The 13,786-nt window shown below is 39.9% G+C and carries 15 protein-coding genes, 1 riboswitch and 1 other annotated feature; all 15 genes read left to right on the top strand.

All coding sequences use genetic code 11. From position 1 onward, the window contains the following. The first annotated feature begins 150 nt into the window (after positions 1-150). The 15 genes from spoIIGA (at position 151) to MKY45_RS15510 (ending at position 13,753) form a co-directional block, all read left to right on the top strand. A complete protein-coding gene (spoIIGA, locus tag MKY45_RS15580; protein ID WP_193063320.1) occupies positions 151-1,071 on the top strand; it encodes a sigma-E processing peptidase SpoIIGA in 921 nt (306 codons plus the stop codon). 15 nt (positions 1,072-1,086) lie between these two features. Further along, positions 1,087-1,806 carry an RNA polymerase sporulation sigma factor SigE gene (gene sigE, locus MKY45_RS15575; RefSeq protein WP_193063322.1) on the top strand — a complete coding sequence of 240 codons (720 nt, stop codon included), beginning with the start codon at positions 1,087-1,089 and terminating at the stop codon, positions 1,804-1,806. Positions 1,807-1,927: 121 nt separating this feature from the next. After that, positions 1,928-2,710, top strand: a complete 783-nt coding sequence (sigG, locus tag MKY45_RS15570; protein WP_193063324.1) for an RNA polymerase sporulation sigma factor SigG — start codon at positions 1,928-1,930, stop codon at positions 2,708-2,710. A 121-nt stretch (positions 2,711-2,831) separates the two neighbouring features. Further along, complete coding sequence (locus MKY45_RS15565; protein WP_040979961.1) at positions 2,832-3,092, top strand: YlmC/YmxH family sporulation protein; 261 nt, start codon at positions 2,832-2,834, stop codon at positions 3,090-3,092. A 96-nt stretch (positions 3,093-3,188) separates the two neighbouring features. Then, positions 3,189-4,007: a peptidoglycan editing factor PgeF gene (pgeF, locus tag MKY45_RS15560; protein ID WP_193063326.1), complete on the top strand. Its 819-nt coding sequence runs from the start codon at positions 3,189-3,191 to the stop codon at positions 4,005-4,007. Between the two features lie 12 nt (positions 4,008-4,019). Continuing rightward, on the top strand, positions 4,020-4,700 hold the full coding sequence (locus tag MKY45_RS15555) for a YggS family pyridoxal phosphate-dependent enzyme (protein ID WP_193063328.1): 681 nt from the start codon (positions 4,020-4,022) through the stop codon (positions 4,698-4,700). A gap of 15 nt (positions 4,701-4,715) precedes the next feature. Continuing rightward, positions 4,716-5,153, top strand: a complete 438-nt coding sequence (locus MKY45_RS15550) for a cell division protein SepF (RefSeq protein WP_042535167.1) — start codon at positions 4,716-4,718, stop codon at positions 5,151-5,153. A 9-nt stretch (positions 5,154-5,162) separates the two neighbouring features. Next, on the top strand, positions 5,163-5,423 hold the full coding sequence (locus MKY45_RS15545) for a YggT family protein (protein WP_374705734.1): 261 nt from the start codon (positions 5,163-5,165) through the stop codon (positions 5,421-5,423). Positions 5,424-5,444: 21 nt separating this feature from the next. Continuing rightward, positions 5,445-6,221 carry a YlmH family RNA-binding protein gene (locus tag MKY45_RS15540; RefSeq protein WP_193063366.1) on the top strand — a complete coding sequence of 259 codons (777 nt, stop codon included), beginning with the start codon at positions 5,445-5,447 and terminating at the stop codon, positions 6,219-6,221. Positions 6,222-6,305: 84 nt separating this feature from the next. After that, positions 6,306-6,809 (top strand): DivIVA domain-containing protein, encoded by a 504-nt coding sequence (locus MKY45_RS15535; RefSeq protein ID WP_042536343.1) that lies wholly within the window; start codon positions 6,306-6,308, stop codon positions 6,807-6,809. Positions 6,810-6,901: 92 nt separating this feature from the next. Beyond that, positions 6,902-7,119, top strand: a binding site (T-box leader). A gap of 73 nt (positions 7,120-7,192) precedes the next feature. After that, a complete protein-coding gene (gene ileS, locus MKY45_RS15530) occupies positions 7,193-9,946 on the top strand; it encodes an isoleucine--tRNA ligase (protein WP_193063330.1) in 2,754 nt (917 codons plus the stop codon). Between the two features lie 131 nt (positions 9,947-10,077). After that, positions 10,078-10,180, top strand: a riboswitch (TPP riboswitch). Positions 10,181-10,374: 194 nt separating this feature from the next. Beyond that, entirely contained in the window at positions 10,375-11,217 is an 843-nt protein-coding gene (locus tag MKY45_RS15525; RefSeq protein ID WP_175297072.1) for a lipoate--protein ligase family protein, read from the top strand. Continuing rightward, on the top strand, positions 11,210-12,154 hold the full coding sequence (lipA, locus tag MKY45_RS15520; RefSeq protein WP_341173091.1) for a lipoyl synthase: 945 nt from the start codon (positions 11,210-11,212) through the stop codon (positions 12,152-12,154). Before MKY45_RS15525 ends, lipA begins: the two co-directional genes overlap by 8 nt. Positions 12,155-12,374: 220 nt before the next feature. Continuing rightward, positions 12,375-12,845: a signal peptidase II gene (lspA, locus tag MKY45_RS15515; protein WP_042535158.1), complete on the top strand. Its 471-nt coding sequence runs from the start codon at positions 12,375-12,377 to the stop codon at positions 12,843-12,845. Further along, positions 12,842-13,753, top strand: a complete 912-nt coding sequence (locus MKY45_RS15510; protein WP_193063332.1) for an RluA family pseudouridine synthase — start codon at positions 12,842-12,844, stop codon at positions 13,751-13,753. Before lspA ends, MKY45_RS15510 begins: the two co-directional genes overlap by 4 nt. The last annotated feature ends 33 nt before the right edge of the window (positions 13,754-13,786 follow it).

Genomic DNA, 13,786 nt, shown 5'->3' with positions numbered 1-13,786 from the left:
TTGCACACAAGAATTGACAGACTTTTCTCTTTCGATTGTCTATACTTTTCATCATATATTACTTCCATTCTATGAATATCATGATCAGCAAAGTACGCAGGAGATAACAGCTTCTTCTGATTAGCAGCAATTTAGGGGGTGCAACAGAGAGTGTCTATTTACTTAGACGTTATTTGGGCATTAAATTTTATGGTAGATTTAATGCTGCTGATGCTCGTACAAATACTTGCCCGGAAACCAGTAAAAAGAAGGCGCTTATTTCTAGGGGCATTTATTGCGTCATGCATTGTTCCGCTGACGATTTTGTATCCAAATTCGTTTTTTAATCATGTGGCCGGGAAACTGTTCTACTCTTGTATTATCATTTTCAGCACATTTGGATTTAAGAGTCTGTATCGCTTTATTAAGCTGATTTGCCTCTTTTATTTTGTATCCTTTTCCATTGGAGGCGGGTTAATGGCAATACATTTTTTCCTGCAGCGTCCGGTAACTGTTTCTTTGGAAGGGATAATCACCTTCAACCAAGGCTATGGTGATCCTGTCAGCTGGATATTTGTTATTACCTGCTTCCCGATTATTTGGTATTTTACAAAGAGACGAATGGACGAGCACGTAGGAGAACAAGTGAAATATGACGAAATGTACAAGGTAATCTTAACAATGAATCATCAGTCTTTTGAATCCATTGGTTATATCGACAGCGGAAATCAGCTTGTCGATCCATTAAGCAAGCAGCCTGTCGTCATTTGTGATCAGCCGTTTTTAAAGCAATGGTTCGATGATGAAGAGTGGGAAGAGCTGAAAAATATGAAAGAGCATTTAGACTTCAGCCGGCTGCCAAAGAAATGGGAGGATAAGCTGCATTTAATTCCTTACCAGGGAGTAGATGGAACACATTCTTTCATGCTTGCTATTCGGGCTGAGGAACTGACAATTTTTTATAATAACGAAATTCTTCAGGCAGTAAATGTATTCATTGGAATTCAATTTGGAGTATTGGAAAGGGACGGGCAATATCATTGCTTGCTGCATCCCCTCATCATTAAGCAATCTATCATACAATCTGCATAAAGGAGCGTGCGTTAAGTGGCTAATTGGAAATTCAAATTTAAATTACGCTGGTATCAATTTCTTAAAAAAATTGGAATAAAACCAAAGGAAATCTATTATATAGGCGGAAGTGAGGCATTACCCCCGCCGCTGACAAAGCAAGAAGAGCAGGAATTGCTTAAAAAATTGCCCGAAGGAGATAAAGCGGCAAGGTCGATGCTGATTGAAAGAAATTTGAGATTAGTTGTTTATATTGCCAGAAAATTTGAAAACACGGGTATTAACATCGAAGACCTGATTAGTATTGGCACAATTGGGCTGATTAAGGCGGTAAATACGTTTAATCCGGAAAAAAAGATTAAACTGGCAACCTATGCCTCCCGCTGTATTGAAAATGAAATCTTAATGTATCTGCGCAGAACGAATAAATTAAAGACAGAGGTTTCCTTCGATGAACCATTAAATATTGATTGGGACGGCAATGAGCTTTTATTGTCGGATGTGTTAGGAACTGAAGAAGATATTATTACCAAAAGTATTGAATCGAATGTGGATAAATCATTGTTAAAATCAGCATTAGGCAAATTAAATGCACGTGAAAAACAGATCATGGAATTGCGCTTTGGATTGATTGGTGATGATGAAAAAACGCAGAAAGATGTAGCAGATATGCTTGGAATTTCCCAGTCTTATATTTCCCGTTTAGAGAAGAAAATTATACGTCGGTTGAAAAAAGAATTTAATAAAATGGTTTGACTTGATATATCAATTGTTTGCCGCATAGGTTGACTTTATTTACATGATTTTCCTGCATAAAAACTTTTCCCGGGGAGATACTGTCCTTGAACAGCATCTAAGATTGGGGAGGTTTTCGGGAATGGCAAGACATAAAGTTGAAATATGCGGGGTTGATACATCCAAACTTCCAGTACTTAAAAACGAAGAAATGAAAAAACTATTTATCCGGCTGCAAGAAGAAAATGACATTACAGCCCGGGAAGAATTGGTAAACGGCAATTTACGCCTTGTTCTTAGTGTTATTCAGCGTTTTAACAACCGGGGAGAATATGTCGATGATTTATTTCAGGTCGGCTGTATTGGTTTAATGAAATCAATCGATAATTTTGATTTGTCCCATAATGTACGTTTTTCTACCTATGCTGTTCCGATGATTATCGGTGAAATCAGAAGGTACTTGCGGGATAATAATCCAATTCGTGTATCCAGATCTTTACGTGATATTGCTTACCGGGCTCTGCAGGTCAGGGAACAATTAATCAGTAAAACATCCAAGGACCCATCTCCAGCAGAAATCGCCAAGGAAATGGGAGTAGAGCAGGCTGATATTGTCTTTGCGCTGGATGCCATCCAAGACCCTGTTTCGCTTTTTGAACCAATTTATAATGATGGCGGCGATCCGATTTTTGTCATGGATCAGCTGAGCGATGAAAAAGATAAAGATTCCTCCTGGGTTGATAAGCTATCGCTAAAAGAAGGAATGCATAGATTGAATGCTAGGGAAAAGATGATATTAAATAAGCGCTTTTTTCAAGGGAAAACACAAATGGAAGTGGCGGATGAGATTGGCATATCCCAAGCACAAGTGTCCAGACTTGAAAAAGGAGCTATCCATCAAATGAATAAGCAAATGTTTGAATAAGGAACTAAAAGCCTTGTCCCCGCGGCAAGGCTTTTTGCATGCAAAAATAACTGTTTCCTTTTTATTTTCCATGAAAAAAAGCATGTTCCAATGCATAGGATAAGAAGAGGAGGGAGCTGGCATGGTGAAACTATCTGAACTGCAAATAAAAGAATTGATTGTCATGGATGATGGAACAAGGTTAGGGCATATCATTGACTTAGAGATAGATGGAAGAACCGGAAGAATCATTGCAATTATTGCGGAAGCCAAAGGGAAAAAATCAGGCATGTTTGCGAAAGCAGGCGAGCTTTTTATCGCCTGGGAAAAAATTGTACGGATTGGGGAAGATGTTATTTTAGTGGAGAAAGTAAAAGGACCGGATCTTTATACCGAAGATTAAGGAGAAATTATCGATATAATGTGTTAAAATAAGACACAAATTTGAATTTAAGATAATGTTCAATAGGAGACATTATGGGGAAAAGAGGGGAAAAACATGGAGCCATTTCAGCTTAAAAGTGAGACAAGACTTCATTTATCTTCATTGGAGGAAGAAATTCCAGGTCTGGTAGCAGGCTTTACAACAAAAAATGGCGGTGTAAGTGAGGGGGCTTATAAGCAATTAAATATGGGGCTCCATGTGTTGGACGACGAGAATAAGGTGCTGGAAAATCGGCGGATTCTGAGCAAGGAATTAAATATTCCCCTGAACCGCTGGGTTTGCGGTGAACAAGTACATGGAACAAGCATCCATTTTGCAGGGAAAGAAGATGCGGGAAAGGGCAGTATTTCCTTTGATTCCGGTATTTCCGGTGTCGATGGATTAATTATCAATGAGGCGGATTCTCTCCTCGGCACGGCTTTTTTCGCAGACTGTGTTCCATTATTTTTTGCAGATTCGACCACAAGAATTGCGGGTATTGCTCATGCCGGCTGGAAAGGAACAGTCGGACAGATTGCCCGGGAAATGGTACAGAAATTGAAAGAAGCCGGTGCCTCTATAGAGAATTTGAAAGTTGTGATAGGCCCGAGTATTTCCAAAGAAAACTACGTTGTTGACGATGTTGTTTTATCACATCTAACTGATGAACAGAAACAAAAATTTACGAAAGAAATATCGCCAAATCAATATTTCATCGATTTAAAAGAGCTTAATGTCGATATCCTTGTACAATCTGGCGTCTTTCGTCATAATATAGAGGTAACAAAATATTGTACATTACAAGATGAGAAGCTATTCTTTTCTCATCGGCGCGATAATGGAAAAACAGGGAGAATGCTCGCGTTTATTGGATTTGAGAAACAGAAGAAGTAATGGAGGATAAGAATGGTTGCAGTAAAAGAAAATCTAATGGAAATTCAAGCAGATATCAAGCAGGCTGCAAGGAGAGCAGGCAGAAATAAGGAAGATATTAATATTATCGCAGTGACGAAATATGTTACAATAGAACGAGCTAAAGAAGCATTATCTGCCGGGGTAATTCATCTGGGTGAAAATAGAAATGAAGGATTTTTAGCGAAATTTGAAGAGATCAGGGACAGTGCCACTTGGCATTTCATTGGTTCCCTGCAATCCAGAAAAGTAAAAGATATCATACATCATATTGATTATATTCATTCACTAGACAGAAAATCTTTGGCGAAAGAGATTAATAAACGGGCAGAAAAAACGGTGCCCTGCTTTGTTCAAGTCAATGTGAGCGGAGAAGAATCGAAACACGGATTAGATGAAGGAGAAGTGGAATCGTTTATTAAAGATTTAGCGGCATTTGAGCATATACAGGTGGCAGGTTTAATGACGATGGCTCCGCATGTCGATAATCCGGAAGAAACCCGGCCGCTGTTTAGAAAATTGCGTTTGCTGAGAGACCGTATAAAGGGGCTTGGTTTAGACTATGCACCATGTGAATACCTGTCTATGGGAATGAGCAATGATTATGAAATTGCTGTAGAAGAAGGTGCAACACATATTCGGATAGGTACCAAGCTGGTCGGCAGCGAATTATAAAGTGAGGTGTAGTAAATGAGCTTTAAAAAGAAGCTTAAAAATTATTTCACGATGGACGATGAATATGAGTATGAATATGCCGAGGAAGAACAAAAAGAAGAAATACCCCAGGTTCAGGAAAAAACAGCAGGAAGCAAAAATGTTGTGAACCTTTCCAGTATACAAAATACGAATTCAAAGGTTGTATTAGCTGAGCCGAGAAATTATAATGAAGCTCAGGACATCGCAGATAATATTGTTAACAGACGAGCTGTAATCATTAATCTGCAGCGTGTGGATCGTCAGCAGGCAAAGCGGATCGTTGATTTTCTGAGCGGAACGGTTTATGCCGTAAAAGGGGATATTCAAAAATTAGGATCAGAAACATTCCTGTGTACGCCGGATAATGTAGAAGTATCCGGCAGTATTTCTGAAATGTTATATGAGCAGGAAGATTATGATAAAGGATGGTAGCAGGAGATGTTGGCACAAATCGTTTCACTAATAAGCTTTGGTTTAAACATTTATAGCTTTGCACTAATTGTGTATATTTTTATGTCCTGGTTCCCTGGAGCCAGAGAATCTCAATTTGGAGAATTACTCGGAAAAATTTGTGAGCCTTACTTAGAAATTTTCCGTAAGTTTATTCCGCCGCTTGGTATGATTGATTTTTCTCCAATTGTTGCGATATTATTATTGCATTTTGCAAGAATGGGATTTATCCAGTTTGCAATGATGCTTTAGGCTTGAAGGAAAGGAATGACCATGGAAGTTTATCAGCATTTTCGAAAAGAAGAACAGCCATTTATTGATCAGGTTCTTTCATGGAAAGACCAGGTGGAGCGATCGTATATTCCAAAATTGACTGATTTTTTGGATCCGCGCGAACAAGAAATCGTGCAGATGCTGTTAGGCACTAATCACGACGAGCTTCAGGCAGCTGCTTTTGGCGGATCCGAGTACAGTGAACGAAAAAGAATGGTGATTGCTCCTATTTATGAAAGCATTACAGAAGATATGTTTCAAGTAGAGCTGCTGGAGGCATCTTACCCGGAGAAATTTGTAAGTCTGGAGCATCGGGATGTAATGGGTGCTTTTTTATCACAGGGTGTGAAGCGAAAAAAATTAGGAGATATTACAGCAGCAGATGGGAAAATTCATTTACTTGCAGCGGGAGAGGTCGTCCCTTTTATCAAGATGAATTTAACATCTATTAAGAAATCTCGTATATCTTTCAAAGAACAGCCGCTCACTTCGCTGGTTACAGAAAAAAAAGCCTGGAAAGAATATGATAAAACTATTTCTTCCCTGCGTTTAGATACAGTTGTTAAAGAAATATATGGTGTCTCCCGAAAAGACGCTGCTGCTTTGATTCAAAAACTGCTCGTAAAGGTAAATTACCGGGTAGTAGATGATGTGAAATTCCAATTACAAGAAGGGGACATGCTCTCTGTACGCGGAAAAGGCAGAAGTAAAATTACAGCGATACGCGGGAGAACCAAGAAAGATAAAATCAAAATGACGGCGGCAATTTTGCAATAAATGCTGGAAATTTAGCTGGAATTATTGAATAATAAAGAGAGAAATCGGAAGCTCAAGCAAGCACCGATTAGGGAGGTGGAGATGGTGGCACTATCACCATTAGATATTCATAATAAAGAGTTTGCAAGAGGATGGAAAGGCTATGACGTGGATGAAGTAAATAAATTTCTTGATCAAGTGATGAAGGATTATGAAATTGTTATACGTGAAAGAGATGAACTGGATCAAAAAGCGAAAGAGCTTCAGGAACGATTAGGACACTTTACGAACATTGAAGAAACATTAAATAAATCTATTCTGGTTGCTCAGGAAACAGCAGAAGATATTAAAGGCAGTGCGCAAAAAGAAGCAAAATTAATTGTGAAAGAAGCAGAAAAAAATGCTGACCGTATTGTCAACGAAGCATTAAGTAAAGCGCGTAAAATATCCCTTGATGTGGAAGAGTTGAAAAAGCAGGCAAAAGTATTCCGATCAAGAATGCGCATGCTTGTGCAGGCTCAATTAGAAATGCTCGGTACAGATGATTGGGAAGAATTATTTGATACTGAAGTGGATGAAGATTTAGAATTGATGGAGCATGAATCTTAAAGGCTTGACTTAGGCTTGTATATTACATATAATTCATACAAGTATCATGTTTTTTGACATTTAATTTATGCTAAAAATTTCATAATCACTATCGTTATACAATGAAAGAGAAAGTATAGAAGATGACTCTGTGTAAGCGAGTCAGGGGCGGTGGAAGCCTGATACAGAAGTCTTTTAGAAAATCACTCTGGAGTAGCTATTATGAAAATAATGTAGTAATAGCCGGCTGTCCACGTTACGGATTTCGAGTGAATTTAATGCCGTGCATTAAATTTATAAGGGTGGTACCGCGAGTCTTCTCGTCCCTTTAGGGATTAGAGGACTCTTTTTGTATATAAAAATTTAATCTACGATGTGTCATGAAAATAACAGGAGGGAATATCTTGGAATATAAACAAACATTATTAATGCCGAAAACAGCTTTTCCAATGCGTGGAAATCTTCCAAATAAAGAGCCGGAGCGCCAACAGAAATGGGAAGAAAGTGAACAATATCAAAAAAACTTAGAACGTACAAAGGACAGAGCCTTATTTATTTTACATGATGGACCGCCTTATGCGAATGGAGATATCCATATCGGTCATGCACTGAATAAAATCTTAAAGGATTTTATTGTCCGTTATAAGTCCATGACAGGCTATTATGCACCATATGTTCCAGGCTGGGATACACACGGGTTGCCGATTGAAACAGCATTAGCGAAAAAGAAAGTAAAAAGGAAAGAAATGTCTGTTGCAGAATTCCGCAAGCTTTGTGAAGAATATGCACTTGGACAAATTGACAGCCAGCGTACACAATTTAAAAAATTAGGTGTACGTGGTGATTGGGATAATCCATATATCACCTTAACGAAGGATTATGAAGCTTCTCAAATTAAGGTGTTTGGAGAAATGGCACGAAAAGGCTATATTTATAAAGGACTTAAGCCGGTATATTGGTCTCCGTCTTCTGAATCTGCCCTTGCAGAAGCAGAAATCGAATATCAAGATAAACGCTCTCCATCTATCTATGTTTCCTTCGAAGTAACGGATGGAAAAGATGTGCTTGACGGCGGCGAGAAGATTATTATCTGGACGACAACTCCTTGGACGCTTCCAGCGAACTTAGGAATCAGCTTACATCCTGATTTAAGCTATGTAGTAGCACAAGTAAATGATGAAAAATATGTCATTGCAGAAGCTTTATTAGAAGATGTGAAAGAAGTATTAGGCTGGGAAGATGTAACGGTTGTGAAGAAATTCAAAGGGCAGGAAGCGGATCGTGTAGAAGCACAGCATCCATTTTACAATCGTAAATCCCTTGTTATGCTTGGAGAACATGTTACAACTGATGCGGGGACTGGATGTGTTCATACAGCTCCTGGTCACGGGGAAGATGACTTCTATGTTTGCCGCAGATATGGAATCGATGCATTTTGCCCAGTGGATGAAAAGGGTGTCTTTACGAGTGAAGCGCCAGGATTTGAAGGTTTATTTTACGATGCAGCAAATAAAGTTATCACAGAACAATTGGATGAGAATGGCGCCTTATTAAAATTAGAATTTATCACACACTCTTATCCGCATGACTGGAGAACAAAGAAACCAACTATCTTCCGTGCAACTTCCCAGTGGTTTGCATCTATTAAAGATTTCCGTCAGGATATTCTTGATGAAATTAAAAAAGTGCATTGGTATCCGCATTGGGGAGAAACAAGACTTTATAATATGGTGAGAGACCGTGAGGATTGGTGTATTTCCAGACAGCGTGCCTGGGGAGTTCCGATTCCAGTATTTTATGGGGAAGACGGAACAGCAATCATTACAGATGAAACGATTTCGCATGTATCCGAACTCTTCCGTGAGCATGGTTCCAATGTCTGGTTTGAAAGAGAAGCGAAGGATTTATTGCCGGATGGATTTACATCAGAGCATAGTCCAAATGGCAAGTTTACTAAAGAAGTCGATATTATGGATGTTTGGTTCGATTCAGGCTCCTCACATGAAGGTGTACTGATGAACCGGGAAGAACTTGATCGTCCGGCTGATGTATATTTAGAAGGAAGTGATCAGTATCGCGGCTGGTTTAACTCTTCATTATCTACTTCCGTCGCAGTAACGGGTAAAGCGCCATTTAAAAATATTATCAGTCATGGGTTCGCCCTGGATGGAAATGGCCGCAAGATGAGTAAGTCATTAGGAAATACGGTTGATCCGTCCAAAGTACAAAAACAATTAGGTGCTGATATTTTGCGTCTGTGGGTTTCCAGCGTGGATTATCAGGCAGATGTGCGTATCTCGGATGCTATTTTAAAACAGACTTCAGAAAGCTATCGTAAAATCCGGAATACCTTCCGTTTCTTACTGGCGAACCTTGCTGATTTTGATCCTAGCAAAGATCGCGTGAAGGATGAAGAATTGCAGGAAGTAGACCGTTATATGCTTTATCGTCTGCAGCAGATCTTAAATAATGCACGTGATAATTATGAGCACTTTGAATTTGCACCAGTAATCAGCCAAGTCCATAATTTCTGTGCTGTTGATTTAAGCTCCTTCTATTTAGATTTTGCGAAGGATATCCTGTATATTGAAGCTGCAGACCACCCGCGCCGCCGCAGTCTTCAAACAGGCTACTATGAAATTTTAACAACACTTGTGAAATTGCTTGCTCCAATTATTCCGCATACAACGGAAGAAGTTTGGGAATACATTCCTGGAGTGGAGGAAGAAACGGTTCACTTAACAGATATTCCTGAGCCGCGGGAGGTTGCAGGTGCAAAAGACATTGTCGGAAAATGGGATCACTTTATGGAAGTAAGAGATGATGTTCTGAAAGCACTCGAAGAAGCAAGAAGCGAAAAGGTTATCGGGAAATCATTGGAAGCTAAAATTACAATCGTGCCGCTTGATGAAGAAACGAAGCAGGTGCTTGAAAACATTTCGCATCTGCATCAATACTTTATTGTTTCAGAAGCAGTTATCGCAGATGAAAAAGGAACAGGCAAAGCATATGATTATGTTGAGGTTGCTGTTGAAAAACATCCTGGAGAAACGTGTGAACGCTGCTGGGTTGTTTCAGAAACAGTAGGCGAAGACAAAGATCATCCAACACTATGTGCTAGATGTGCCAGTGTTGTCAAAGAAAATTATGAGAATTAAAAAACAGGAGCCAGCTTTCTCAAAAGCTGGCTCCTGTTTTTACATATCTGCAAATTGTAAATGCTAATTATTGTATTTTTCTTTACAATTATAAAAATTACCAGTAGACTTAATTTGTAAACTGAATAAGTATTATGCACTGGGGGAGCTGTTAAGCTGAGAAAGACATTCTGTATTGACCCTTGGCACCCGAACTAGATAATCCTAGCGTGGGGAATGTGCAGTCGATAAGGAATTAGATAATTTATCCATTTATCAATAAATCTATCAAAGGCTGCATTCTATGGAATGGGCTCTTTTTTTATTGAATATATTCCCCATTTCGCTTATATCTTTTAAGCTTAATGATCAGGAAGGGCCGCTAAGAAGCTTGGCATAACAGGGAGCAGCTCCTGCAACAAGTAATTTGTTCATTGGAGGTGACGAAATTGAAGAAACAGTGGGCGTTTATCGATACAGGATTCCGTGGTGCTGCATGGAACATGGCTTTTGATGAGTGCTTGATCAATTGGCATCAAGAAGGTAAAATTCCGCCGACATTACGTTTCTATGGCTGGGAAAAGCCCAGTTTATCGATTGGCTACTTTCAAAAAGTCGATAAGAAAATTGATCTGGAAGCAGTGGAGCGCCATCAGTGTCAGTTCGTCCGTCGTTTGACCGGCGGCAGTGCTGTGCTTCATGACGATGAATTAACGTATAGTCTGGTTATTACAGAGAGTGATCCAGATATTCCTGTATCTGTACAAGAGGCCTACCATGTACTGGCAGAAGGAATATTTGAAGGATATCGCAATTTAGGGATTCCTGCAGAATATGCAACACTGGACAGAGAAAGTGCCAGAGGAAGGACAGCAATATGCTTCGAAAAACCTGCGTTCTATGAAATGGTTGTTGACGGTAAAAAGCTTTCTGGAAACGCACAGACAAGGAAAAAAGGTGTATTGATGCAGCATGGGTCTATTCCTATGAGCATGAATACAAACATGCTTTTTGATTTATTTGTATTCTCTTCCGAAAAAATAAGAGAACGAAGCCGGGCAGCATTTTCTAAAAAAGCGGTGACGATTAATCAATTAACGAATCGAGAGCATCGGTATGATATGCTGACGGATGCATTCAAAGAAGGGTTCAAGGAAGGTTTAGGTTTAGAATTTCATCCTCTGCAATTAACCAAGGCTGAGTGGGATGAAGTAGAGCAATTAGCACAATCAAAGTATGAAACGGAAGCGTGGAATATCAACTCAAACAAGGAGCGTGCTGGCATTGGCTAAACAATCAGAATATATTCGTAAACCAGAATGGCTGAAAACAAAAATCAACACCAATGAATCATACAAAAAATTAAAGAACTTAATGCGGGATAAACGGCTGAACACAGTTTGTGAGGAAGCAAAGTGTCCGAATATTTATGAATGCTGGAGCGAGCGAAAAACGGCAACTTTCATGATTTTAGGAGATACCTGTACACGCGGCTGCCGATTCTGTGCCGTAAAAACTGGTCTTCCAAGCGGAGTTGACCTGGGAGAACCAAAGCGGGTCGCTGACTCTGTTGAAATTATGGGATTAAAGCATGTCGTTATAACAGCAGTTGCGCGTGATGACCTGGAGGACGGGGGAGCTGCTGTTTTTGCCAACACAGTCCGTGCAGTTCGTCATCAGAATCCAGGCTGTACAATAGAAGTTCTCCCTTCGGATATGAAAGGGGACTATGAAAGCTTACATACACTGATGGACAGCGAACCGGATATTTTCAATCATAATATTGAAACGGTGAGACGTTTAACGAAACGTGTTCGGGCAATTGCAAGATATAACCGGTCCTTGCAGCTGTTACAGCGTGTTAAAGAAATTGCTCCGGACACTCCTGTGAAATCAAGTATTATGGTAGGCTTGGGAGAAACAAAAGAAGAACTTATCGAGGCAATGGATGACCTGCGGGCGCATGATGTGGATATAGTTACTATCGGGCAATATTTACAGCCGACCAAAAAGCATTTAAATGTGGAACGGTACTATCATCCCGATGAGTTTGAAGAATTGAAAAATATCGCCCTTGAAAAAGGCTTCTCGCATTGTGAAGCTGGACCGTTAGTACGCTCCTCCTACCACGCGGATGAACAAGTAAGCCAGTCAGCCGCCCAAAGGCGAATTAAATATATGAAAGGCTATGAGTCACAGGAAGATACAAAGGTTGATTTTCAATTTTAAATGATATATTTTCTGATAATATTCCTCTCTGCCCGTTTATAAAACGGCCGGAGGGGATTTTTTATATGCTCATATGCTTACGAACCGATGAATGCAGCTGTCAGAAAGAAGGAAAGCCGTATTGTTTCTTGAAAATTACCAGCAGAAAGGATAAGATAAAGAAAGCTTGGTAAACGAACCCTGAAAAGGCGCAGATTTGCTTTAGATTGGAGAAATGAACATGTGGAGATATTATCTGATTACACTTGTCCTGATTGGGATAGATCAATGGACAAAATGGCTTGTTGCTGCACGAATGGAAATAGGTGAATCAATCCCGATTGTGGAGGACTTCTTTTATATTACCTCACATCGGAATTCAGGAGCAGCATGGGGTATTTTAGAAGGACAAATGACGTTATTTTACATTATTACGGTTATTGTGATTGCCGGGTTAATATACTTTTTACATACACATGGAAAACAGGACCGCCTGATTGCTGTCGGGGTCAGTGTATTGATTGGAGGGGCGGTCGGGAATTTCATCGACCGTATTTTATATCAAGAAGTAGTAGACTTTGCAAACTTCTATATTTTTAATTATAATTTTCCGATATTCAACGTCGCAGATGCATCTCTTACAATTGGTGTGGTGATTGTGATGATTGCAATTATTTTGGATGAGAGAAAGCGGGGGAAAGAGAAAAAATGACAGTAAACCAGCATACAGTGACAGAAACAGAGCATAAAAAAAGAGTGGATAAAATACTGGCGGATGTGCTGCATGAATATTCGCGTTCTCAAATTCAGGGCTGGATTGAAGAAGGCAATGTCAAGCTGAATGGAGAAGCAGTGAAAGCAAATCAAAAATGCCAAACCGGAGAAAGCCTTACATGGGAAATACCTGAAACCAAACCGCTTGTTTTAGAACCGGAAAATATTCCTTTAGATATCGTTTATGAAGATGAGGACCTGCTGGTGGTGAATAAAGCAAAAGGGATGGTTGTCCATCCTTCTGCAGGTCATCATACCGGGACATTGGTCCATGCGTTATTATATCATTGCACTGATTTATCAGGAATTAACGGTGTGGAGCGCCCCGGGATTGTCCACCGTCTCGATATGGATACGAGCGGACTTTTAGTTGTTGCGAAGAATGACTACGCCCATCAGTATCTATCAGAGCAGCTGCAGGAAAAGACATTAAAAAGAACGTATGAAGCAATTGTTCATGGAGAAATTGGCCATGAGACCGGGTTAATCGATGCACCGATCGGCAGAGATCCGAAAGACCGTCAAAAAATGGGGATCGTTGAAAACGGCAAACAGGCGGTTACTCATTTTCGCGTGCTCGAACGTTTCCCTGACTATACGCATGTGGAATGCCAATTAGAGACTGGCAGAACACATCAAATTCGTGTGCATATGCAATATATTGGTTTTCCGATTGTAGGCGACCCCAAATACGGTCAGCGGAAATCGTTAGATGTCCAAGGGCAGGCTCTGCACGCGAAGCAAATTGCTTTTATCCATCCGAGGACAGAGCAGCAGATGGAATTTGAAGCAGCACCGCCTGCTGTCTTCATGGAAGCACTCGACCAAATCCGCAAAATGTATTGACAGGCTCGTCATATTCTGACATAATAAGTAACA

Source organism: Oceanobacillus sp. FSL K6-0251 (assembly GCF_038004725.1).
GTDB lineage: Bacteria > Bacillota > Bacilli > Bacillales > Amphibacillaceae > Oceanobacillus > Oceanobacillus oncorhynchi.
This window is presented reverse-complemented; position numbering and strand designations above follow the sequence as displayed.